This is a genomic window from Klenkia brasiliensis, assembly GCF_900100695.1.
GTDB lineage: Bacteria > Actinomycetota > Actinomycetes > Mycobacteriales > Geodermatophilaceae > Klenkia > Klenkia brasiliensis.
On sequence record NZ_FNCF01000001.1, the window covers coordinates 823,344 to 846,731 of the forward strand.

At 74.5% G+C, this 23,388-nt stretch carries 19 protein-coding genes; 10 read left to right on the forward strand and 9 right to left on the reverse strand.

The features are described from left to right. Positions 1–17: 17 nt before the first annotated feature. From mmsB to chvE, 3 genes are all read right to left on the reverse strand, one after another. Entirely contained in the window at positions 18–1,283 is a 1,266-nt protein-coding gene (mmsB, locus tag BLT39_RS04015) for a multiple monosaccharide ABC transporter permease (protein ID WP_091058851.1), read from the reverse strand. After that, entirely contained in the window at positions 1,280–2,818 is a 1,539-nt protein-coding gene (mmsA, locus tag BLT39_RS04020; RefSeq protein ID WP_091058855.1) for a multiple monosaccharide ABC transporter ATP-binding protein, read from the reverse strand. Before mmsA ends, mmsB begins: the two co-directional genes overlap by 4 nt. 162 nt (positions 2,819–2,980) lie before the next feature. Then, entirely contained in the window at positions 2,981–4,138 is a 1,158-nt protein-coding gene (gene chvE, locus BLT39_RS04025; protein ID WP_091058858.1) for a multiple monosaccharide ABC transporter substrate-binding protein, read from the reverse strand. Positions 4,139–4,516: 378 nt separating this feature from the next. On the opposite strand from chvE, the gene BLT39_RS04030 reads away from it, so the two are divergent. Beyond that, positions 4,517–5,617 (forward strand): GGDEF domain-containing protein, encoded by a 1,101-nt coding sequence (locus tag BLT39_RS04030; protein WP_165640130.1) that lies wholly within the window; start codon positions 4,517–4,519, stop codon positions 5,615–5,617. Here BLT39_RS04030 and BLT39_RS04035 read toward each other — a convergent pair whose 3' ends face one another. Continuing rightward, entirely contained in the window at positions 5,618–6,553 is a 936-nt protein-coding gene (locus BLT39_RS04035) for a DUF5926 family protein (RefSeq protein ID WP_091058863.1), read from the reverse strand. Between the two features lie 214 nt (positions 6,554–6,767). Between BLT39_RS04035 and BLT39_RS04040 the strand changes: the two genes are divergently transcribed. From BLT39_RS04040 to mptB, 4 genes are all read left to right on the forward strand, one after another. Further along, positions 6,768–7,958, forward strand: a complete 1,191-nt coding sequence (locus BLT39_RS04040) for a cytochrome P450 (RefSeq protein WP_091058867.1) — start codon at positions 6,768–6,770, stop codon at positions 7,956–7,958. A 59-nt stretch (positions 7,959–8,017) separates the two neighbouring features. Then, on the forward strand, positions 8,018–9,619 hold the full coding sequence (locus BLT39_RS04045) for a long-chain fatty acid--CoA ligase (protein WP_242658136.1): 1,602 nt from the start codon (positions 8,018–8,020) through the stop codon (positions 9,617–9,619). 126 nt (positions 9,620–9,745) lie between these two features. Beyond that, positions 9,746–10,558: a polyprenol monophosphomannose synthase gene (locus BLT39_RS04050; protein WP_091058874.1), complete on the forward strand. Its 813-nt coding sequence runs from the start codon at positions 9,746–9,748 to the stop codon at positions 10,556–10,558. A gap of 8 nt (positions 10,559–10,566) precedes the next feature. Further along, entirely contained in the window at positions 10,567–12,066 is a 1,500-nt protein-coding gene (mptB, locus tag BLT39_RS22225; RefSeq protein WP_091058876.1) for a polyprenol phosphomannose-dependent alpha 1,6 mannosyltransferase MptB, read from the forward strand. On the opposite strand, the gene BLT39_RS04060 is transcribed toward mptB, so the two are convergent. Beyond that, the gene (locus BLT39_RS04060) at positions 12,045–12,374 is read right to left on the reverse strand and encodes a rhodanese-like domain-containing protein (RefSeq protein ID WP_242658153.1); all 330 of its coding nucleotides are present in this window, start codon (positions 12,372–12,374) and stop codon (positions 12,045–12,047) included. The two genes, mptB and BLT39_RS04060, sit on opposite strands and share 22 nt — an antisense overlap. Positions 12,375–12,407: 33 nt before the next feature. On the opposite strand from BLT39_RS04060, the gene BLT39_RS04065 reads away from it, so the two are divergent. The 3 genes from BLT39_RS04065 to BLT39_RS04075 are packed head-to-tail and all read left to right on the forward strand — an operon-like array spanning position 12,408 to position 14,988. Further along, positions 12,408–12,908 carry a PH domain-containing protein gene (locus BLT39_RS04065; protein WP_091058883.1) on the forward strand — a complete coding sequence of 167 codons (501 nt, stop codon included), beginning with the start codon at positions 12,408–12,410 and terminating at the stop codon, positions 12,906–12,908. After that, entirely contained in the window at positions 12,905–14,338 is a 1,434-nt protein-coding gene (locus BLT39_RS04070) for a PH domain-containing protein (RefSeq protein WP_091058887.1), read from the forward strand. The genes BLT39_RS04065 and BLT39_RS04070 overlap by 4 nt, the downstream gene beginning before the upstream one ends. A gap of 20 nt (positions 14,339–14,358) precedes the next feature. Continuing rightward, positions 14,359–14,988: a pentapeptide repeat-containing protein gene (locus BLT39_RS04075; protein ID WP_091058890.1), complete on the forward strand. Its 630-nt coding sequence runs from the start codon at positions 14,359–14,361 to the stop codon at positions 14,986–14,988. A 100-nt stretch (positions 14,989–15,088) separates the two neighbouring features. On the opposite strand, the gene BLT39_RS04080 is transcribed toward BLT39_RS04075, so the two are convergent. Genes BLT39_RS04080 through BLT39_RS04090 form a run of 3 tightly spaced genes read right to left on the reverse strand, consistent with a single transcriptional unit; the run spans position 15,089 to position 18,368 of the window. Continuing rightward, on the reverse strand, positions 15,089–16,354 hold the full coding sequence (locus tag BLT39_RS04080; RefSeq protein ID WP_207507562.1) for a glutamate mutase L: 1,266 nt from the start codon (positions 16,352–16,354) through the stop codon (positions 15,089–15,091). A 35-nt stretch (positions 16,355–16,389) separates the two neighbouring features. Further along, positions 16,390–18,015 carry a solute symporter family protein gene (locus BLT39_RS04085; protein ID WP_091058893.1) on the reverse strand — a complete coding sequence of 542 codons (1,626 nt, stop codon included), beginning with the start codon at positions 18,013–18,015 and terminating at the stop codon, positions 16,390–16,392. After that, positions 18,012–18,368, reverse strand: a complete 357-nt coding sequence (locus tag BLT39_RS04090; protein WP_091058896.1) for a DUF485 domain-containing protein — start codon at positions 18,366–18,368, stop codon at positions 18,012–18,014. Before BLT39_RS04090 ends, BLT39_RS04085 begins: the two co-directional genes overlap by 4 nt. Before the next feature lie 125 nt (positions 18,369–18,493). Between BLT39_RS04090 and BLT39_RS04095 the strand changes: the two genes are divergently transcribed. Together BLT39_RS04095 and BLT39_RS04100 are read left to right on the forward strand one after the other, a co-directional pair. Continuing rightward, positions 18,494–19,732, forward strand: coding sequence for an inorganic phosphate transporter (locus BLT39_RS04095; protein WP_091058899.1), 1,239 nt, complete (start codon positions 18,494–18,496; stop codon positions 19,730–19,732). 61 nt (positions 19,733–19,793) lie between these two features. Further along, positions 19,794–21,020 carry a Rieske 2Fe-2S domain-containing protein gene (locus BLT39_RS04100; RefSeq protein WP_091058901.1) on the forward strand — a complete coding sequence of 409 codons (1,227 nt, stop codon included), beginning with the start codon at positions 19,794–19,796 and terminating at the stop codon, positions 21,018–21,020. Between the two features lie 81 nt (positions 21,021–21,101). Here BLT39_RS04100 and BLT39_RS04105 read toward each other — a convergent pair whose 3' ends face one another. Beyond that, a complete protein-coding gene (locus BLT39_RS04105) occupies positions 21,102–23,357 on the reverse strand; it encodes a SpoIIE family protein phosphatase (RefSeq protein ID WP_091058904.1) in 2,256 nt (751 codons plus the stop codon). Positions 23,358–23,388 lie beyond the last annotated feature (31 nt).

Here is a 23,388-nt window from a genome sequence, read left to right on the forward strand (position 1 = left end):
TGCGCTGACCCCCGGCCTCAGCGGCCGGAGCCCGCCCGGCGCTTGTTGTAGACGTCGAAGGCGACGGCGAGCAGCAGCACCAGGCCCTTGACCATGGACTGGATGGACTGGTCGACACCCATGAGCTGCATGCCGTTGCTCATGACGCCGACGAGCAGACCACCGACCATGGCCCCGACGACCGTGCCGACACCGCCGGTGACGGCCGCGCCGCCGATGAAGGCCGCGGCGATGGCGTCCAGCTCGAAGCTGTTGCCGGCACCGGGCTGGGCGCCGTTGGACCGGGACGAGAACACGACGCCGGCCACGGCGGCCAGGAAGCCCATGTTCACGAAGATCCAGAAGTTGACGACCTTCACCTTGACGCCGGACAGCGTCGCCGCGGCCAGGTTGCCGCCGATGGCGTAGACCTGGCGGCCGAAGACGGTCCGCTTGGTGACCACGCCGTAGACCAGGATCAGCACCGCCAGGATGACCAGCACGTAGGGCAGGCCGCGGGCGGTGGCCAGCTGGTAGGCGAAGGCCATGACGACCGCGGCGACCACCACGATCTGGGCGACGAACAGCGGGAAGGACGGGACCGGCTGGTTGTAGCGGACCCGGGCCTGGCGGGTGCGGAACTGGCTGACCGCGTAGACGACCACGGCCACGCCGAAGATCAGCAGGGTGAACGCGTCGAACCCGTTGCCGCCGAGCAGGCCGTTGCTGAAGCCCGACGCGATCTTGCCGTACTCCGGGGTGAACGGGGACAGCGAGATGTTGTCCAGGATCTGCAGGGTCAGACCGCGGAACAGCAGCATGCCGGCGAGGGTCACGATGAAGGCGGGGATGCCGACGTAGGCGACCCAGAACCCGTGCCACGCGCCGATGGCCAGGCCGACCGCCAGGGCGGCGAGGACGCCGACCCACCACGGCTGGTCGTGCCGGATCACGATGACCGCGGACGTGGCTCCGGTGACGGCGACGACCGAGCCGACCGACAGGTCGATGTGCCCGGCGATGATCACGATGACCATGCCGATGGCCAGGATCAGGATGTAGGAGTACTGCAGGACGATGTTCGTGATGTTGCCCGGCGACAGCGAGGTGCCCCCGGTCAGGATCGCGAACAGCGCCACGACCACCACGAAGGCGATGTAGATGCCGCTGGTGCGCAGGTTGCGGGTCAGCAGCGTGCGGACGTCGCTGGTACCGGTGCCGAGGGCGCCGGCGGTGGCGTTGTCCTTCTGCGCGGTGGCCGACTCGGCCTCGGGCTCCGACGTCGGGCCGACGGTCTGGGTCATCCGACGAGCTCCTTCTCCTGGGTCATGAGGGTCATGAGACGTTCCTGGTCGGCCTCGGCCACGGGCAGCTGCCCGGTGATGCGGCCGGCCGAGAGGGTGTAGACGCGGTCGCAGATGCCCAAGAGCTCGGGCAGCTCCGAGCTGATGACGACGACGGCCTTCCCGGACGCCACCAGCTTGTTGATGATCGTGTAGATCTCGTACTTGGCACCGACGTCGATGCCGCGGGTGGGCTCGTCGAGGATCAGCACGTCGGGGTCGGTGAGCAGCCACTTGCTCAGCACGACCTTCTGCTGGTTCCCGCCCGACAGCTTGCCCACGATCGACTTCACGGTCGGGGCCTTGATGTTCATCGACCGCCGACCCTCCTCGGCCGCCTTGGTCTCCTCGTTGGCGTCGACGAACCCCCGGGTGGAGAGCTTGTCCAGCGCCGCCGCGGAGTTGTTGCGGGCGATGTCGTCGATGAGGTTCAGGCCGTACTTCTTGCGGTCCTCGGTGGCGTAGGCGATGCCGGCGTCGATGGCCTCGGCGACGTTGCGCGCCTTGACCTCCTTGCCGTGCATGAACAGCCGGCCCTCGACGAAGGTGCCGTAGGAGCGGCCGAAGATGCTCATCGCCAGCTCGGTGCGCCCGGCGCCCATCAGCCCGGCGATGCCCACGACCTCGCCGGCGCGCACGTCGAAGCTGGCGTGGTCGACCACCATGCGGTCCTGGGTGGGGTGCTTGACCGTCCAGCCCTCGACCCGCATGACCTCCTCGCCCGGGTGCGACTCGCGCTCGGGGTAGTAGGAGTCCAGCGCGCGGCCGACCATGCCGCGGATGATCCGGTCGACGGTCACCGACTCGTCGGCCATGTCCAGCGTCTCGACCGTCTGGCCGTCGCGGATGATCGTGGTGTGGTCGGCGATCGCGTCGATCTCGTTGAGCTTGTGCGAGATGATGATCGAGGTGATGCCCTGGTCGCGCAGGCCGCGGATCAGGCCCAGCAGGTGCGCGGAGTCGGTGTCGTTGAGCGCCGCGGTGGGCTCGTCCAGGATCAGCAGCTTGACGTCCTTGGACAGCGCCTTGGCGATCTCCACCAGCTGCTGCTTGCCGACGCCGAGCTGGCCGACCGGGGTGGTGGGGTTCTCGTCCAGGCCCACCGACCGCAGCAGCTTGCCGGCCTCGGCGTTGGCGAGGTTCCAGTCGATGAGGCCGAACTTCCCGCGCTTCTCGCTGCCCAGGAAGATGTTCTCGGCGATCGAGAGGTAGGGCACCAGGGCGAGCTCCTGGTGGATGATCACGATCCCGGCGTGCTCGGAGTCGCGGATGCCGCCGAAGGACACGACCTGGCCCTCGAAGACGATCTCGCCCTCGTAGTCACCGGCCGGGTACACCCCGGAGAGCACCTTCATGAGGGTCGACTTGCCGGCGCCGTTCTCGCCGCAGATCGCGTGCACCTCGCCGCGCTCGACGGACAGCGTCACGTCCTGCAGCGCCTTGACGCCGGGGAAGGTCTTGGTGATGGAGCGCATCTCGAGGATGGGGTCGGACATCGGACTCCGTCGTCTCGTCTCGTTCTGTGTGCCGTGCCGGGTGGTGCGGGGTGGTGCGGGGTGGTGCTGGGTGCTGCGCTGCGGGGTGGAGCTGGTCCCCGCAGTGGAGCCGGCCGGGCCCGACAGCCTGCGCTGCCGGACCCGGCCGGGTTCAGGGGCAGGTCAGTTGGTCTGACCCGCGTCGACCTCGTCCTGGGTGTAGTACCCGGAGTCGATCAGCACCGACTGGATGTCGGCGGCGAAGACCGTCTGCACCGGGAGCAGGTACGACGGCACGACCTTCACGCCGTTGTCGTAGGTCTCGGTGTCGTTGGCCTCGGGCTCGTCACCCTCGAGGAACGCCTTGGCAGCCGTGACGGCCTGCTCGGCCAGGTTGCGGGTGTCCTTGAAGATGGTCGAGCTCTGCACGCCGTCCTGGATCAGCTTGACCGAGGCGATCTCGGCGTCCTGGCCGGTCACGACCGGGAGGGCACGCGGGGTCGAGTCCAGGTTCGGGCCGTAGCCGGCGTTCTGCAGGGCGGTGATGATGCCGCGGGAGATGCCGTCGTAGGGCGACAGCACACCGTTGAGCACGGTGCCGTTGTTGTAGGAACCGGTCAGCAGCGTCTCCATGCGCGACTGGGCGGTCTCCTGCTGCCAGCGCAGCGTGGCGGCCTGCTCGATGTCGGTCTGGCCCGAGGGGACGACCAGCGTGCCGTCGTCGATCAGCGGCTGGAGCACGTCCATGGCGCCGTTGAAGAAGAAGAACGCGTTGTTGTCGTCCAGCGAGCCGGCGAACAGCTCGATGTTGAACGGACCGGCGGCGTCGGTGCGGTTGCCCGACTCGTCGAGGACACCCAGGCCGGTGAGCAGGGCGGTGGCCTGCGCCTGGCCGACGGCGAAGTTGTCGAACGTGACGTAGAAGTCGACGTTCTCGCTGTCGCGGATGAGGCGGTCGTAGGAGATGACCGGGATGTTGGCGTCGGCGGCGGCCTGGAGCTGGCCCGAGAGGGCGGTGCCGTCGATCGCGGCGATGATCAGGAGGTCAGCGCCCTCGGTGATCATCTGGTCGATCTGCTGCGACTGGGTGGGGATGTCGTCGTTGGCGTACTGCAGGTCGACCTGGTAGCCGGCGTCCTCGAGCTGGGACTTGACGTTGTTGCCGTCGGCGATCCAGCGCTCGGAGGTCTGGGTGGGCATGGCCACACCGATGGTGAGGTCCTCGGGGTTGGCGTTGGCGGTGTCGTTCCCGCCGCCGCTGCCGGCGCCGCCACCACCACAGGCGGTGAGACCGACGGCCGCGACCGCGCCGATGGCGGCCAGCCTGAGCTTCTTGCTCACGTGTTCTCCTTCACGAGACGTCTGCCGCCGGACACATCTCGGCGCTCAGGCCCGCAGCTGTGCGAGCGCTCACATTGTGAACGCTAACAACACTGTCCCGTCAAGGGGGAACGAGCAGGTCGCGGTCACGTTCTCGTAACGAACCGGACGCCCGGCTGCAACCCGTTCCTGCTTCCTCTGCCACGACCTGCAGTGATGCCGGTCGCAGCCGCAGGGACCCGGGCCCATCCGGGCCCCCGGCCGACCCCGTCGCCCCACCCGTTCCGGGGGGTCGCCGCCCGCTCCGCTCAACCGGGCGGCGCCCCGGGCCGACAACCACGGTCAGCACGTCCGCACGCCCGGAGCCCCCGGGAGCGGACCACCGCAGACCGGAGACCCGTGAGCGCCCTCCCCGCCCCCGTCGACGACCGGGGCCCCGGCTCGACCGGTCCCGGCCGGGCAGTGCGCTGGGCCGGGACCCGCGACCCGCGCTCGGCCGCCCGCCTGGCGGTCGCGGTCATGGTGCCCGCCGCCCTGGTCCAGGCCGGCTACGCGCTGCTGGCCGACCAGTCGACGGTGGCCGACGTCGGCAGCTGGACGGTGGTCGCGGTCCTGCTCGCCGCCAGCGCGGTGCTGGTGCGCACCGACCCGCACCGCTGGGACGACCGGGGCCTGCTGGCCCTGGTCCCGCTCCTGGGCGCGGTGGTCCTGGGCGCGCTGAACTGGCTGACCTCGGACACCTCGGCCGCGGCCCAGGTGTTCGCCGTGCTGCCCACGCTGTGGGCGGCCTCCCAGCTGCGCCCGCCCGCCGCCTGGGCGGTCGCGGCCCTCTCCGGGGTGTCCAACGCCGTCCTGGTGCTGCACCTGGAGCCGCTGGACCGGGCCGTGCCCGACGCCGTCTTCGTGGCCGCCACCCTCGTGCTGGCCACCGCCCTGCTCGCCCACGCCGGCAACCGGCAGGAGCGCCTGGTCGCCCGGCTGCGCGAGCAGGCCGAGGTCGACCCGCTGACCGGCCTCGCCGCCCGGCACGTGCTCGACGCCGCCGTCGCCCGGGACCTGACCGGCTCCCCCGGCCGCGGCACCGCTCTGGTGCTGGTCGACGTCGACCGGTTCAAGGCCATCAACGACCGCCACGGCCACCCGGTCGGCGACGACGCGCTGCGCCACCTCGGCCGGGTGCTGCGCGACGCGGTCCGCGACGGCGACGCGGTGGTCGGCCGGCTGGGCGGGGACGAGCTCGCCGTCCTGCTCACCGGCTGCCCGGCCGGGGTCGCCGAGCGCCGCGCCACCGACCTGGTGACCGCCGTCCGGGCGCACCCGCTGACGCTGGAGGACGGCAGCGACCTGCCGCTGAGCATCAGCGTCGGGGTCGCCCAGGTCCCGGCCCACGCGCAGGACGCCCGCACGCTCTACGCGGCCGCCGACCGCGCGCTCTACGTGGCCAAGCGCCGCGGCCGCGACCAGGCGTGCTCGGCCGGGGCCGGTCCCGGCGCCCCCTGATCAGCGCAGGGTGACCTGGCGGGACAGCAGGCCGGCCCGCGAGCGCCGCTCGTCGGCGGTCAGCGGCTCGTCGCGCCCCAGGGCGGCGGTCAGCCGCCGGTCCAGCTCGGTGGCCGGACCGGTCCACTCGGTCGCGGGGACGTCGGCCGGCACGTCCCACACCGGGACGACGAGGCCGTGCGCCCGGAAGGCACCGGCGTACTTGGTGCCCGCACCCAGGGTCAGCTCCTCGGCCGCACCCAGCCGGGCGAGGGCGTCCAGCAGCTGCTCCTCGGGCTCGGGCCGCACCCAGCGCAGGTGCGCCCGGTCGGCGGCCGGCCGGCACCAGTAGGCCGCGCCCAGGCCCTCGAGCAGCACGGTCGGGATGATTGCCTCGTTGGCCTGCTCCAGGCCGGCCTGCGCGGCCGGGCCGGCGCCGGTGCCCTCCAGCCAGAAGCCGAAGTCCTCGTGCACGATGACCTCGAGGTCGGCGGCCGGGTCCAGCAGCTCCTGCAACCGCGGACCGGCCGAGCCCTCGGCACCGACCGGGCCCGGGTCGACCGGGCTGCCGGCCGGGGCCTCCAGCGCGGCGGCCAGCGCGGTGCCCAGGTCGCGGCTGACGTCGTCGGAGGAGGCGGCCAGCTGCACGCCGAGCAGCACCTCGCCGTTGGCGCGCACCAGCGCGGGCGCACCGCCGGGCAGCACGCTGGCCAGCGTCGCCGTCCGGCCGTCGGTGGTGGTCAGGGTCGCGGTGGCCGCCGGCACCAGCTCGCGCAGCGCCACCCAGTGCACCTCGCCGGGCAGGCCCTCGAAGGGCCGGGTGACCACGGGGGCGTAGGCCGAGCCGTGGCAGTGCTTGTACTTGCGGCCCGACCCGCACGGGCACGGCGCCTTGGGGTTGGGGGCCCCGTCGGTGGCGGCGGGGGCGGGACGGCGCTTGGTCTGCGTGCGGGCCATGCGGTCGACCCTATGCGGGGCCCCCGCCCCGGCAGCCGGTCTCGGGCCGTGCAGCCGGTCACGGGCCGTACAGCCAGTCACGGGCCGGGCAGCCGGTCACCGGCCGGTGATCCGGTCACCGCACGCCGCGACCGGACCGCTGCCGGGTGACCGGCGGCGACCTCGGCGACCGGGGAGCGACGGGCCGGGCCGGGGCGCGGTGCACACTCGTCGGGTGCTGGACCTGAGCGACCCGTCCTTCGTCGAGGACCCCTACCCCGTGTTCGCCGCGGCCCGCGCCCAGGCGCCGGTGCAGTGGGACGACGGCCTGGGCATGTGGCTGGCCTACGGGCACGCCGAGGCCAACGCCGTGCTGCGCACCCGGGCCCTGGGCCGGATCTGGACCGACCGCGCCCCGGCCGGGCGCTTCGGCCAGTTCAACCTCATCCACCGCAACGCGATCCTGGAGATGGAGCCGCCGGACCACACCCGGTTGCGCCGGCTGATCAGCGCTGCCTTCGCCCGCGGGCACGTGGAGCGGCTGCGCCCGTGGGTGGAGCAGCTGGCCGCCGAGCTGGTCGACGGCATGGTCGAGCGGTCCGCGGCCGGCGAGCCGGTGGACCTGTTCACCGGGATGGCCGAGCAGCTGCCGGTCGAGGTCATCGCCGAGCTGCTCGGGGTGCCCCCGGCCGACCGGCCGCTGCTGCGCCCCTGGTCCAACGCGATCGTGAAGATGTACGAGTACGGCCGGACGAGCGAGACCGAGGACGCCGCCGAGACCGCGGCCGCGGAGTTCGTCGCCTACCTGCGCGACCTCGCCGCGCAGCGGCGGCAGGCGCCCGGGGAGGACCTGCTCACCCACCTGGTCACCGCCCGCGACGCCGACGGGGACCGGCTGACCGAGGACGAGCTGGTCACCACCTGCATCCTGCTGCTCAACGCCGGCCACGAGGCGACCGTCAACGTCACCGGCAACGGCCTGCTCGCCCTGCTGCGGCACCCCGACCAGCTGGCCCGGCTGCGTGCCGACCCCGCGCTGCTGCCGACCGCGATCGAGGAGCTGATGCGCTTCGACTCCCCGCTGCAGCTGTTCGAGCGCACCGCCACCGCCGACGTCGAGCTGGGCGGGGTGGTGGTGGAGCAGGGCCAGAAGGTCGCCGCGCTGCTCGGGTCGGGCAACCACGACCCGGCCGTGTTCGAGGCCCCCGACACCCTCGACGTCGGGCGCACCGACAACCCGCACATCTCCTTCGGCGCCGGGGTGCACTTCTGCATCGGCGCGCCGCTGGCCCGGGTCGAGCTGCAGGCGTCCTTCGGTGCGCTGCTGGCCCGCACGTCCTCGGTCGAGCTGGCCGGCGAGGCGCGCCGCCGTCCGGAGTTCGTCATCCGCGGGCTGGCCGGGCTCCCGCTGACGTTGCGGCGGTGACTACCCACGGGTAGATCGTGTTGCCCGTCACTGGTTGGATGCGGCCCATGCGCGGTCTCATGCAGCAGACGCCCCTGACGATCGACTCCATCTTCCGGTACGTGGAGCGGCACCACGGCGACAAGACGATCGTCACGAACTCCCCCATCGGCCCGGTGCGGACCACCTACGCCGAGTGGGCGGTGCGCACCCGCAAGCTGGGCGGGGTGCTGGACACCCTCGGCATCTCCGCCGACGGCCGGGTGGGCACGTTCGCGTGGAACTCCGCCCGCCACCTGGAGCTGTACTTCGCCGTCCCCAGCACCGGGCGGGTGCTGCACACCCTCAACATCCGGCTGTTCCCCGAGCAGCTGACCTACATCGCCAACCACGCCGAGGACGAGGCCGTCTTCGTCGACCGCACCGTGCTGCCGCTGCTGTGGCCGCTGATCGACACGATGACGACGGTCGAGCACGTCGTGGTGATGGACGACGGCGGGGACAACGAGATCCCCGACGACCCGCGGGTGCGCGACTACGAGGAGCTGCTGGCCGCCGCCGAGCCGGTCGACTTCCGGGTCGAGGACGAGAACCTGGCCGCCTCGATGTGCTACACCTCCGGCACCACCGGCAACCCCAAGGGCGTGCTCTACAGCCACCGCTCGACCGTGCTGCACACCATGGCCGTGGTGCAGCCCAACGTGTTCGGCATGGGCGAGACCGACGTCGTCATGCCGGTCGTGCCCATGTTCCACGCCAACGCGTGGGGCCTGGCCCAGGCCGGCCCGGCGGTCGGCGCGTCGATGGTCTTCCCCGGCCCGATGATGCAGCCCAAGGCGCTGGCCGACCTCATCGTCGACGAGGGCGTCACCTTCACCGCCGGGGTGCCCACCATCTGGCAGGGCGTGCTGCCCGAGCTGGCCGGCCGCGAGCACCGGCTGCGCGACATCGGCTGCGGCGGCTCCGCGGTCCCCAAGGCGCTGTCCGAGGCCTACCGCGAGCGGGTCGGCCTGCCGATCCTGCAGGCCTGGGGCATGACCGAGACCCACCCGGTGGCCACCTCGGCCCGCCTGCCCCGCCGCCTGTTCGACGGCAGCGACGACGACCAGGCCGCCTACCGCGCCCGCGCCGGCATCCCGTTCATGGGCGTCGAGGTGCGCATCGTCGAGGCCGGCACCACCGACGAGCTGCCCTGGGACGACGTGGCCACCGGCGAGCTGCAGGTCCGCGGCTCGACCACCGCGCTGGACTACTACAACCCCGACGCCGGCGTGGAGCTGGCCACCCCCGACGGCTGGATGAAGACCGGTGACGTCGCGGCCATCGACCCGCACGGCTCGGTGCGCATCGCCGACCGGACCAAGGACCTGATCAAGTCCGGCGGCGAGTGGATCAGCTCGGTCGACCTGGAGAACGCGATCATGAGCCACCCGAAGGTCAAGGAGGCCGCCGTGATCGGCATCCCCGACCCGAAGTGGGACGAGCGGCCCCTGGCCTGCGTGGTCGTCGCCGACGGCGAGGAGCTCACCGCCGACGAGGTCATCTCCCACATCACCCCGATGGTGGCCAAGTGGTGGCTGCCCGAGGCCGTGGAGTTCATCGACGAGGTGCCCAAGACCAGCGTCGGGAAGTTCTCCAAGAAGGACCTGCGCACCCGCTTCGCCGACTACCAGCGCTCCTGACGGGCGGCGGTGGGCGGGACCATCCCGCTCACCGCGCGCTCGCCGAACTCACAGCGTGCCGTCATCCTCCGTTCAGGCGACCCTGCTGCACTGTGGCGCCCCCCTGAACCGGACCGGAAGGCCGTAGTGGACCACGAGCGCGTCCTGGTGCTGATCCCCACCTACGACGAGCGGGAGAACCTCCCGCGGATCGTCCGGCGGGTGCGCGCCGCCGTCCCCGCCGCCGAGGTGCTCGTCGTCGACGACGCCTCCCCCGACGGCACCGGGGACGTCGCCGACGGCCTGGCCCGGTTCGACCCGCAGGTGCACGTGCTGCACCGGCGCGGCAAGGAGGGCCTGGGCGCTGCCTACCTGGCCGGGTTCGCCTGGGGCCTGGCCCGCGGCTACGACGTGCTGGTCGAGATGGACGCCGACGGTTCGCACCAGCCCGAGCAGCTCCCCCGCCTGCTGCACGCCCTCGCCGACGCCGACGTCGTCCTCGGGTCGCGGTGGGTGGCCGGCGGCGAGGTCCGCAACTGGCCGCTGCACCGCCAGCTGCTCTCCCGCGGCGGGAGCGCCTACACCCGGTGGGCCCTGGGCCTGCGGCTGCGCGACGCCACCGGCGGGTACCGGGCCTACCGGCGGCACGTGCTGGAGGACCTGGACCTGTCCCGGGTGGCCTCGCACGGCTACTGCTTCCAGATCGACCTGGCCTGGCGCGCGCTGCGCGCGGGCTGCCACGTCGTCGAGGTGCCGATCACCTTCGTGGAGCGCACCAGCGGCGTGTCCAAGATGAGCGGCGCGATCGTGCGCGAGTCGCTGGTCCGGGTCACCCGTTGGGCGGTCACCGAGCGCGGCGCCCAGCTGGGCCGGGTGGCCCGGGGCGAGCCGGCCCGCGTGCGCCCGGGCTCGGCCCCGCGCAGCCGGATGCCCCGCCTCGAGCTGGACGGCGCGGCCTGACCGGGACCGTGGCGGGGTCCACGTCCCGGACCCCGACCGCCGTCCGCACCGCCGTCCCGGTCGACCGGACCGGCCTGCTGGTGCTCACCGGCTGCGCGGTGCTGCCCTTCGTCGTCGCGCTGGCCACCGCGCAGGCCGGGGTCACCCAGCTCATCCGGTTGCCGGACTGGTGGGGCGGCTGGCCGGTCCGCGTCCCCGGCGAGCAGCTGGGCTGGCGGGTCGTCGCGGTGCTGGCCACCGCCGGCTGGCTGGCCAGCTGGGCGGTCCTGGTCCGCCGGCTGCTGCGCGCGCGCACCGCCCCCAGCGGGCGGGACGTGACCGTGGTCGGTGCGCTGGGCGCCTGGGGGTGGGTGCCGTTCCTGGTCGGCGGCCCCACCGGCAGCCTGGACGTCGGCAGCTACGCCGCGATCGGCCGGCTGGCCGCCCTGGGGCTGGACCCCTACCGCACCTTCCCCATCGTGCTGGGCGACTCCTTCGGCGCCGCGGTGGACCCGATGTGGCGCCGGACGCCCACCCCCTACGGCCCCCTGCAGGTCGGCCTCTTCCGCTGGGTCGCGGAGCTGGCCGGCCACGACCAGCAGCTGGCCGTGCTCGGCATCCGTGCGGTGGCGGTGCTGGCGCTGGCCGCCGGGGTGGTGCTGGTCGCGGCCGCGGCCGCCCCGGGTGACCGGGCGGTCGCCGTGGCCCTCACCGCGGCCAACCCGCTGCTGGTGGTGCACGTCGTGGGCGGGGCGCACGTCGACGTCCTGGTCGGGGTCGGTGCGGTGGGCGTGCTGCTGCTGGTCCGGCGGGGGGTGACCACCGCCGCGGTGGTGGTCGCCGTCCTGCTGACCTTCCTCAAGCTCCCGGGTGCCCTGCTGGTCGCCTTCGTGCTGGCCTCGCTGCTGCGCTCCCCCGCCCCCGGCGCCCGGGCCGCACTCGCCCGGGCGGTGGGCGCGGCGGCGGTCACCACGGCCGCGGTGCTGGTGCTGGCGCCGAACCCGCTGGGCTGGGTGGGGGCGATGGGCGTGCCGGGCACGGTGCGCAACGGCACCGCGCCCAGCACCTGGCTGTCCTACCTGCTGTCCTGGGCGGTGCGCGACCTCGGCCTGGACGGCGCGCTCACCGTCGGCCGGCTGGTGGCCGCCCTGGTCGGCGCGGGCCTGGCGGCCTGGCTGCTGTGGCGGGCCGCGGCCGGCACGCCCCGGCAGGCCATGGCCACCGTCGGCCTGGCGCTGCTCGTGCTCGCCCTCAGCGGGCCGGCGCTCTACCCCTGGTACTTGACCTGGGGCCTGTTCGCCGTCGCCGCCGCGGGCGGGCTGCGCGCGCGGTGGGCCGTGGTCGCGCTGTCGACCTACCTGGGCCTGGCCGGCTCGCTGACCGAGGGGCTGACCGTGCAGCTGGTCGCCGGGGCCTGCGCGCTGGCGCTGGCCGGCGGCGCGCTGTGGGCCTCGGACGACCTGCGGGCCCTGCTGCTGCGCCGGCCCTGGGCGCTGGCCCGCGCGGGTCAGACCACCGTCGGCGGCTGACCGGTCTCGCTCACCATCGGCCGGCCGGCGGCCTGCCACTCGCCCATCCCGCCACCGACGTTCACCGCGTCGTAGCCGTTGGCGTTGAGCCACGCGGCCACCCGCGCCGACCGGCCGCCGCCCCGGCAGGTCACGTACAGCGGGTCGCCCTCGGGCAGGTCGTCGAGCCGGCCGGGGACCTCGCCCATGGGGATGTGGGTGGCGCCCTCGACGTGGCCGGCGACCCACTCGTCGTCCTCCCGCACGTCGAGCACGACGGCGTCGTCGGGGACCTGGCTGGCGGGCACGGTGGGGACCTGCTGCGGCATCGTCACGCACCCCATGGTGGCCCACCCGGGAGGATGGGGCCCGTGCACCCCGACCCGGCCCGCTCGCCCGCCTGGACGCCGTCCCGGGACGCCATCGGGCTCTGGGCCGTCGAGGGCGCCGTCGGGACCCTGGTGCTGGCCCTGGTCGTGACCGGCCTGGAGGTGTTCCTGCCGCTGCCGACCTGGCTGGCCGTGCTGCTGCCGGCGCTGGTCATGGCCGAGGGCGTCGTGGCGATCGGGGTGCGGCCCCGGCTGCGCTACCGGGTGCACCGCTGGGAGGTCACCGCCGAGGCGGTCTACACCCGCACCGGCTGGCTGTCGCGCACCTGGACGCTGGTGCCGGTCACGCGGATCCAGACCGTCGACGTCACCCGCGGGGCGCTGCAGCAGCTGTTCGGCCTGGCCAGCGTGGCGGTGCTGACCGCGTCGTCGCAGGGCACGGTGCGCATCCCGCACCTGGACGCCGAGGTGGCCGCGCGGGTGGCCGAGGACCTGGCGCACCGGGCCGAGCTGGTCCGCGACGAGGCGACGTGAGCCCGTCCCGCACGTCGTGGCGGATCGTGCTGGTGCACACGATCACGTTCAAGCAGGCCCGGCAGTGGGTGCCGGTGGTGCTGGGCATCGGCGCCCTGCGCGGCCTCACCGACGGGCCCTGGGCGGTGGTGGCCCTCGTCGCCGGCATCACCGCGGTGTCGCTGGCTACCGCGGTGCTGGCCTGGTGGCGGACCACCTACGCCGACGGCGGGACCTCGGTGGTGGTCACCCGCGGGCTGCTGTCGCGCTCGGTGCGCACGGTGCCGCTGGACCGGGTGCGCGGCGTGGAGGTCGAGGCGCCGCCGCTGCACCGGCTGTTCGGGCTGGTCCGGGTGCGGGTCGACGCCGCGGCCGGCGCGGTGCAGGGCGCCGACGAGGAGCTCGTGGTCGACGGCCTGCCGCGCGCGGAGGCCGACCGGCTGCGCGCGCACCTGCTGGCCCGCCGCTCCGCGCCCACGCCGGAGGCCCCCGCGGAGCCGGTCGAGCAGGAGCTGTTCCGGTTCGACGACCGCTGGCTGCTCTACGCCCCGCTGGTGGGCAGCTACCTCGCCGTCCCGCTCGCCGCCGTCGGGGCGCTCCTCCGGCTGGCCGACGAGCTGCCCCGCCGCTGGCGCCCCGACCTGGGCCGGCCCGACCTGACCGACACCGCGGTCGTGGCGGGCGCGCTGGTGGCCGTCGTCGTGGTGCTGGTGGTGGGGTCGGTGGTGGGCAGCGCGGTGGTGAACTGGCGGTTCCGGCTGACCCGCCGCGGCGGGTCGCTGGTCGCCGTCCGGGGGCTGGTGACCCGGCGGCACACCGAGCTGGAGGTCGACCGGATCCGCGGGTGCACGGTGTCCGAGGGCCTGGGCATGCGCTGGGTGCGGGCGGCCCGGGCGACCGCGCTGGTCACCGGGCTCGGGGACGCCGCCCGGCGCGGCCAGCTGCTGCCGCTGGGGCCGCGCGACCAGGCGTGGTCGGTGACCCGGCTGCTGGTGGAGGACCCGGGGCCGCTGCGGGCGCACCCACCGGCGGCCCGTCGTCGCCGGCTGGTCCGCTCCTGCGCGCCGGGCGTGGTGCTGGTGCTGGCCGGCGCGGTGCTCACCGCCACCGCCGGCTGGTGGTGGGTGCCGGCGGCCGGCGTCGTGCTGGCCGGCCTCGGCGTCCCGCTGGGGCTGGGTCGCTACGCCGACCTCGGCCACGTCGCCGGGCCGCGGTCGTTCTCGCTGCGGTCGGGGTGGCTGGTCCGCGAGCAGGTGGTGCTGCAGCGGCGGGCCGTCGTGGGCTGGCAGGTGCAGCAGTCGTTCTTCCAGCGCCGGCAGGGCGTGGCCACCGTGGTGGCGGCGGTCGGGGCCGGTGCGGGCGGCTACCAGGCGCTGGACATCGGCGCCGCCGACGTCGCCCCGTTCGCCGAGGCCGCGTCGGGCCCCTGGGCGGGGGCGCTGGCCCGCTGACCGGGTGCCAGGGTGGGCGGGTGGACGTCGCCGAGCTGCTCGACCCCCTGCCGCCGCTGACCGACGGCGGTCCGCACGACCTGGCCGGCGGGTCCGCAGACGGGCTGCGGTTCACCGACCTGGAGCCCACCGGCGAGGCCGGTCAGCTGCTGGAGTGCCTGGTCGAGGGCTGCGCGCTGGACGGGCTGTCGCTGGTGCGCGCCCGGCTCTCCACGACCGGGCTGCTGCGCTGCACGGCCACCGAGCTGCTGGCCCACGACGGCACCTGGCTGGACGTCGTCGTCGAGGGCGGCCGCTACGGCGCGCTGACCGCGCACGGGGCGTCCTGGACCCGGGTGACCCTGACCGGTGTGCGGGCGGACTACGTGAACCTGCGGGGGGCGACCCTGGTCGAGGTCGAGGTGGTCGACTGCACGCTGCGCGAGCTGGACCTGGGCGGCGCCGACCTGCGCCGGCTGCGGGTGACCGGCGGGGAGCTGGGCACGCTGCACCTGTCCGGGGCGCGCTGCCGCGACGTCGACCTGACCGGCGCCGGGCTGCCGGACCTGGACGGCGTGACCGGGCTGCGCGGGGCGACCATCAGCGCCGCGCAGCTCGTAGGCTGGTCGGGCGGGATGGCCGCCGAGCTGGGCATCCGCATCGCCCGCTGACCCCCGCCGCGGCCCGGACGGTGATCAGGTGACCTGATCACCGTTCGTCCACCCGCACCGACGTCGGTGTGGTCGGACGTACCTGGATCAGGTCACCTGATCACTGTCCGCCGGGCAGGAGGGTGGCGGCCAGGGCGCGGGCGGCGTCGGGGTGCTCGCCGGCCAGCAGCCCGGCAGCCGCGAGGACGTAGGCGGCGTCGACCACCACCTCGGTGCCGCCCAGCACGCCGCCCGCCCCGCCGCGGTCGGCGGCCAGTCGGGCCACGACGGCGTCCCGCCCGGGTGCCGAGGCGTGCCGGAAGACCCCGCCGGAGAGCACCACCAGGCCCACGCCCCGCGCCGAGGACCCGCCCGGGCCGTACGCGGCCTCGGCGCGCAGGTGGCGCCGCAGCGCGACCGTGGCCGCCGCCTCGCCCAGCGCCAGCGCGTCGCCGGCCAGCGGGGGCAGCGACTCCGCGGCCGCGGCCGCGCGCAGGTCCTCGACGGCGTGGTGCACGCCCAGGTCGCCCTCCACGGTGCGCCGGTGCGCGGGCACCCCGACGGCCTCCCGGCGCAGCGCGGCCTGCTCCGCGTCCAGGTCCGGCACGCAGTAGACGTCGGTGGTGGCCCCGCCGACGTCGAGCACCACGACCCCGGGCACCTCGGCGACGGCGCGCAGCCCGGCCAGCACCACCACGCCGTCGAGCACCGCGTCGGGGGTCACCGCGCGCACCCACCGCCGCAGCCGCGGGTCGGCCGAGAGCTTGTCCCCGCCGATCACGTGCTCCAGGAACACCGCCCGGATGGCCGCGCGCGCCGGGTCGGGGGCCAGCTCGCCGATGTCGGGCAGCACGTTGGCGCAGACGGTGACCGGCAGCCCGCCGTCCCGCAGCACCGCGGCCACCTCGTCGGCGACGTGCGCGTTGCCGGCCAGCACGACCGGGACGGACCGGTCCCACCCCGCCAGCGCGGCGGCGTTGTGCCGCAGCACGGCGGTGTCCCCGCCGTCGGTGCCGCCCACGAGCAGGACGACGTCGGGCCGGGCGTCCCCGAGCGCGCCCAGCCCGGTGGCGTCGAGGCGGCCGGCGGCCACGTGCACGACCCGGGCACCGGCCGACAGCGCGGCGCGGTGCCCGGCCTCGGCGCTGATCAGCTGCTCGTAGCCCACCACGGCCAGCCGCAGCCCGCCCCCGGCGGAGGAGCAGGCCAGCACGGGGACGTCGCCGAACCCGGCGGTCGCCGCCAGCACGCCGCGGACGACGTCGTCGAGCGTGGTGGGTGCCTGCGCGGTGGCACGGAGCTCACCGGTGGCCAGGTCGACCAGTGCCGCCTTGGTGTACGTCGAGCCGATGTCCACGCAGGCGACCAGGGCATCGGCTCGGTCCACCCCGGCACGGTAGCCGGGGTGGACCGGGGGCCCGCTCAGTGCTGGACGGCCTTCTCCGCGCCGATGCCGGTCAGGGAGCGCACCTCCAGCTCGGCGTACTTGTCCACGTCGGCCCGCTCCTTGCTGATGACCGTGCCCAGCCAGCCCAGGAAGAAGGCCAGCGGGATGGACACCAGGCCGGGGTTGTTCAGCGGGAACCAGGAGAAGTCGACGTCCTGGACCAGCGAGGTGGACTTCCCGGTCGTCGGGTTGACCGGCCCGCCGGAGACCACCGGGGAGAACACGATGAGCACCAGGCAGGAGATCAGCCCGCCGTAGATCGACCACAGCGCGCCGCGAGTGGTGAACCGCTTCCAGAACAGCGTGTAGAGGATCGTCGGCAGGTTGGCCGAGGCGGCGACGGCGAAGGCCAGCGCCACCAGGAAGGCGATGTTCAGCCCGGCCTGCAGCGCCAGGATGCCCAGGCCGATGGCCACCGCGCCGATGACGCAGGAGGTGATCCGGGCGACCCGGACCTCCTGGGTGCCGCTCGCCGCGCCCTTCTTGATCACCGAGTTGTAGATGTCGTGCGCGAAGGACGCGGAGGCGGTGATGGTCAGCCCGGCCACCACGGCCAGGATGGTGGCGAACGCGACGCCGGCGATGATGCCCAGCAGCACGGTGCCACCCAGCTCGAAGGCCAGCAGGGGTGCGGCGGAGTTCACCGCGCCGGGTGCGGCCAGGATCCGGTCGGCCCCCACGAGGGCGCCCGCGCCGTAGCCGATGACCAGGCTGAACAGGTAGAAGAAGCCGATCAGCCAGATCGCCCAGACCACCGACTTCCGGGCGTCCTTGGCGGTGGGCACGGTGTAGAAGCGCATCAGCACGTGCGGCAGGCCCGCCGTGCCGAGCACCAGGGCCAGGCCCAGGGACACGAAGTCCAGCTTCGAGGTCCCGGTGGCGCCGTACTGGCCCATCGGGGAGAGCACGTCGCGGGGGGTGGCCTGCTGCGTCGCGGTCTCGGCGGCCCCGCCCAGCAGCGAGGACAGGTTGAACCCGTACTTCCCGAGCACCCACACGGTCATCACCAGCGCGCCGGCGATGAGCAGGGTGGCCTTGATCAGCTGCACGTAGGTGGTGCCTCGCATGCCGCCGACCAGCACGTAGAAGATCATCAGCGCGCCGACCACGACGACGACGAGGGCCTGCGCCCCGGCACCGCTGATGCCCAGCAGCAGCGTGACCAGACCGCCGGCGCCGGCCATCTGCGCCAGCAGGTAGAACAGCGAGACCGCCAGCGTCGACAGCGCCGCCGCGGTGCGCACCGGTCCCTGCCGCATCCGGAACGCCAGGACGTCGGCCATGGTGAACCGGGCGGTGTTGCGCAGCAGCTCGGCGACCAGCAGCAGGGCGACCAGCCAGGCCACCAGGAAGCCGATCGAGTACAGGAAGCCGTCGTAGCCGTAGACGGCGATGGCCCCGGCGATGCCCAGGAACGACGCTGCCGACAGGTAGTCGCCGGCGATGGCCAGCCCGTTCTGGGTGCCGGAGATGTTGCGGCCGGCGGCGTAGTAGTCCGCGGCGCTGGCGTTGCTGCGGCTGGCCCGGAAGGTGATGACCAGGGTGATGAGGACGAACACCCCGAAGATCGAGATGTTCACCGCGGGGTTGCCGATGGTCACCGCTGGCCCTCCGACCGGTACTCGTGGGCCTCGAGGCGGGTGCGCATCTCGTCGGCGATCGGGTCGGTGTTGCGCGCCGAGTAGGCGACGTAGGCCTGGGTGATGGCGAACGTGGTCACGAACTGGCCCAGGCCCAGCAGGATGCCGAGGTTGACGTCGCCGAACACGTGGGTGTTCATCAGGTCCACCGCGTAGGTGGAGAGCAGCACGTAGAGCAGGTACCAGGCCAGGAAGGCCACGGTCATCGGGACGGCGAAGCGCCGGAACCGGCGCCGCAGCTCGGTGAACTCGGGGGAGTCCTGGGCCTGCCGGTACTCCTCGGGGGTGAGCAGCCGGCGTTCGGGTTCGGTCACGGGGGCACCTCACTGTGGATCCGCTGTGTGACCGCAGACACTAGTGCCCCCCTGACCCGTCCCGTTCACCCACGGTTCATCCCGGAACGGGTGTGCCCCGCAACCGTCGGGGACACCGTGGCGCCGTGGACCTCGCGCTGTGGACCCTGGTCGGGCTGGTCGCCCTGGCCCTCCTGTTCGACTACACCAACGGCTTCCACGACGCGGCGAACTCCATCGCCACCGTGGTCGCCACCCGCGTGCTGCGCCCGCGCTGGGCGGTGGCCTGGGCCGCCGGGTGGAACTGCGCAGCGTTCTTCTTCGTCGGCACCGCCGTCGCCAACACCGTGGGCCAGACGGTGGACGCGCAGTTCCTCGGCCCGGCCGTGGTGTTCGCCGCGCTGCTCGGTGCGGTGGTCTGGAACTTCGCCAGCTGGCACCTGGGCCTGCCCACCTCGAGCTCGCACGCCCTGGTCGGCGGCCTGGTGGGCGCCGGGCTCGCCGCCGGCGGGCTCGCCGCGATCAAGGGCGGCAGCGTGGAGAAGACGGCGCTGTTCATCGTCGTCTCCCCCGTCGCCGGGCTGCTGCTGGGCGGGCTCGCGATGACCCTGCTGCGGCTCGCGCTGCGGCGGGCCGACGTCCGGGCCACCGAGAAGCGTTTCCGGGTGCTGCAGCTGGCCTCCTCGGCCGCGGTGTCGCTGGCCCACGGCGGCAACGACGCGCAGAAGACCATGGGGGTCATCGCGGCCCTGCTGGTGAGCACCGGCCACCTGCAGGCCGGCGCCGACGGCGAGCTGCCCATCCCGGTCTGGGTGGTGGTCGCCGCCTACGCCGCGATCGCGGCCGGCACGCTGTCCGGCGGGTGGCGGATCGTGCGCACGATGGGGTCCGCCATCACCCGGCTGCGGCCGGTCAGCGGGTTCGCCGCCGAGACCGCCGCCGCGGTGGCCATCTTCGGCTCCACCGCCCTGGGTGCCCCCGTCTCCACCACGCACACCGTGGCCGGAGCGATCACCGGCGTGGGCGCGACCAACCGCGGCGCACCCGTACACTGGTCGGTGTTCGGCCGGCTGGCCGTCGCCTGGCTGGTGACCATGCCGGCCGCGGCCGTCGTCGCCGCGCTGGCGTTCTGGCTCACCACCGGTCCCCCGCACCCGGTGTCGGCGGTGCTGGTCACCCTGGTGCTCGTCGTCCTGGTCGTCGGGTTGGTGCGGGCGCTGCGGGCGGCTCCCCGGGCCGGCGACGTGGCCCCCGACGAGGACGAGGAGCTGGAGATCCCGCTGCGCACCGGCGCCGGCAGCGTCGTGGACCTCGGCGGCCGGCGGACCGCGCCGCACACGCCCGCGGAGGTCGAGACCGCCACCGGGCGGCCCGTGCCGCTCTGAACCGCACGCACACGTCACACACGGGCAACAGCGCGGGAACCCGGCGGCGGTTCCATGGTGCATGGCCCTCTCTCGGACCCCTCCCTCCCCCGGTGGCACCGGCTGGTTCCCGGTCGCGCGCGCGGCCGACGTCGGCGGCACCCCGCTGCTGGTCGGCGCCGGCGGCCGGCCCTGGGTGGTCGTCCGGCTGCGGCCGGGCGGCGAGGTCACCGCGCTGTCGCCCCGCTGCCCGCACCGGCTGCTGCCGCTGACCTCGGCGGAGGTGGTGGGCGGTGAACTGCGCTGCGCCGGGCACGGCTGGACCTTCGCCGCCGACGGCCGGTGCCGCGACGTCCCCGCCCTCGGCCCGGACGCCGTGCCGCCCCCGCGCGCCGACCTGTCCGCGCCCTGGGCGGTCGAGGAGCGCGACGGCTGGGTCTGGGTGGCCAACGACCGCACCCTGCACCACCGGCCACCGCGCGCGGTGGCCGGCACGACGGCCGAGCCCGTGCCCGCGCCGGCCGCCCCCACCGGCCCCGTGGTGGCCAACCAGGAGCCGGCCCTGGCCCGGGCCTGGCACCCGGTGGCGCGCGCCGACCAGCTCGGGGAGGGCGGCTGGCTCGCCGTCGCGCTGCTCGGCACCACGTGGACGCTGCAGCGGCGGGGCGGGGTGGTCACCGCCGAGCCGGCGGCGGGCGTCCGGGAGCGGGACGGCGCCCTCTGGGTGGCCCCCGAGCCGCCGGTCACCACCGACCTGCCCGCCGAGGCCTTCCCCGGGCGCACCCAGTGGCTGCCCGCCGTACGCACGGCCACCGCCGCGGCCGTGCTGCTGGACGCCGTCCTCGACCCCGGCGTCCCCGGCGTCGTCCCCACCACCACCCCGGTGCCCGGGGGCTGCACCGCCCGCTGGGAGGACGGCGGGCGGCGGGTCGTGGTGCACCTGCGGGCGCCGTTCCAGCTGCGCCGCGACGAGGTCCTGGCCGACGGCACCACCCGGTCCCTGCTGCTCCTGCTGCAGCCGGAGGACGCCGACTCCACGCTGGTGCACGCGCGGGTGGCCCTGGGTGGCCGGCCGAGCCGGGTGCAGCTGGCCGCCGAGGCGGACCGGGTGCAGGCCGAGCTGGCCGCGCTGGACCGCCCGCTCCCCGGCGCGGGCACCGGCCTGCCGCTCACCCCGCGCGACGAGGTGCACCTGCCCACCGACCGGCTCGGGGTGGCCTACCGGCACGCCCTGGCCGACCTGCTGGTCACCGCACGGGTGGCCGCGGAGGCGACCGAGGAGGACCACGACCATGTGGCCGCTGCCTGAACCCCGCTGCCCCGCCGGTCTGGACCCGCCGGTGCTGGTCCGGCTGGCGCTGGACCACGGGACGGAGGACCCGCCCGGGTCTCAGTCGAGCTGGAGCGTGAGCACCGCGAGGTCGTCGGAGGCCAGCACGACCAGGTCGTGGACGGCGTCGCACACGGTCTGGGGGTCGGAGGCGACCGGCAGCGACGCCCACAGCTGACGCAGCGCCGCCAGGCCCGCGTCGATGTCGCGCGCCGGGCCCTCGGCGCCGGGCTGCTCGATGAGGCCGTCGGTGTAGAGCAGCAGCTGCGAACCCAGCGGCACCCGGCGGGTGGTGCTGCTGCGCGGTGGCAGCAGATCGGCCATGCCGGTGCCCAGCAGCAGGTCGTGGTCGTCGCAGAACAGCTCGACCTCGCCGTCGGGGGTGCGCAGCAGCACCGGCGGGTGGCCGGCGTTGGCGCACTCCACCGTCCACGAGTCGTCGCCGTCGGCCGGCGGGACCGCGCGGAGCAGGGCCGCGGTGGAGATGACGGGCAGCCCCAGCACCTTGAGCAGGCGGTCCACGCGGGCCAGCACGATGTCCGGCGACGGCTCGTCGGTGTCCCAGCAGGCGCTGCGGATGAGCCCGCGCAGCTGGCCCATCGCCGTGGCCGCGGTGATGTCGTGGCCCGCGACGTCGCCGATCACGATGCCGGTGGCCCCGCCCGGCATGGGCAGCAGGTCGTAGAAGTCGCCGCCGACGGCCGCCGCGGCCGAGGCCGCGGTGTACCGGGCGGCCGCGGTGATCCGCGGCAGGTCGGGGAGCTCGGGGAGCAGCGCGTGCTGGAGGGTCTCGGCGACCGAGGCCTCGCGGCTGTAGACGCGAGCGTTGTCCAGGGCCTGGCCGGCCCGGCGGCAGAGGTCCTGGGCGACGTCGAGGTCCTCGACGCTGAACCCGCGGGCCGCCTCGCGGACCAGGGTCATCGCACCCCAGGTACCGCGCCGGGAGGGCAGCGGCAGGGCCAGCAGCGAGCCCACGCCGAGCTGGGTGAGCACGCCGTTCTCGAGCAGGCCGCGGGCGTAGGGCGCCAGCACGGCGTCGTCGAGGTCCTCGCGCAGCACCGGCTGCCCGGTGAGGAAGGCCTCGCGCACCGGGGCCGCCCGCGGGAAGGGCCGGCCGAGGTACTCGGCCTGCATCGCGTCCAGCAGCGGGCGCACCACGTCGCCGTCGCGGTGCAGGCTGGTGGCCGAGGTGATCAGGCCGTCGTCGTCGACCTGCCAGATGGACACCCAGTCGGCCAGCCGGGGTACGCAGAGGCGGGCCAGCCGGTGCTGCAGCTCGGCGGTGTCCAGGCTGCCGACCAGCTCGGTGGTGGCCTCGGCCATGAGCGCCATCCGCGCGCGGGCCTCCTCGGCGTGCCGGCGGGCGGTGCGCTCGGCCTCGTGGGCGGCGTCACGCTCGGCGTCGGCGAGGATCCGGGTGGTGACGTCGGACTGCACGCCGACGAAGGAGACCAGCTCGCCCGCGCCGTCGTAGACCGGCGAGATCGACACGTGGTTCCAGAACGCGGTGCCGTCGGGCCGGTAGTTGAGCAGGGTCACCGCGGTGGACCGGCCGGCACCCAGGTCGTCGACGATCTTCTGCACCGCGGCCGGGTCGGTGGCCGGGCCCTGCAGGAACTTGCAGTTGCGCCCGATGGAGTCCTCGAGGGAGTACCCGGTGACCTTGGTGAAGGAGGGGTTCACCCAGACCAGCGGGTTCTCCGGCTGCCGCGGGTCGGAGATGGTGAAGCAGATGTCGGTGGCCAGCACCGCGCGCTCGCGCAGCGACTGCAGCACCGCCTCGGGGTCGTCGACGCCGGTCGGCTGCTCGACGGGGAGGAACACCAGCAGGGACAGCTGCTCGTCGTGCGCGCCCTCGCCCAGCGGGAACCCGGTCGCCCAGACGACGGGGCCGCGGCTGTCGGCGGTGCCGCGGTCGGTGTCCGCGACGCCGTCGGTGCCGCGGATGCGCACCGGCTCGCCGGCCACCGGCTGGCCCGACGCGACCCGCGAGAGCGGGGCCGAGGTGTCGGTGAGGGCGTTCCCGTCGACGTCGGTGACCCCGGCGGCAGCCGTCCACGCGTCGACGGCGACCGGCAGCCGCACGTCGCCGGCGAGCTCGAGGGCGGCGGTGTTGGCGTAGGTGACCTGGCCGTGGGACCGGTCGACCAGCAGGACGGCGATCGGGGAGTCGCCCAGCACGCGCGGGAGCGCGGTGGCGCCGGTGCTGGCACCGATCCCGGCCAGCGCCTGGCTGGCGTCGTCGACGACGGACTCCTGCATCTTCGTGTCGACGACGTTGGGCACGCCGGACCCGACGTCACCGCCGTTCACCATGGGTGCAGAGTAGATCGTTTGCACACGACCG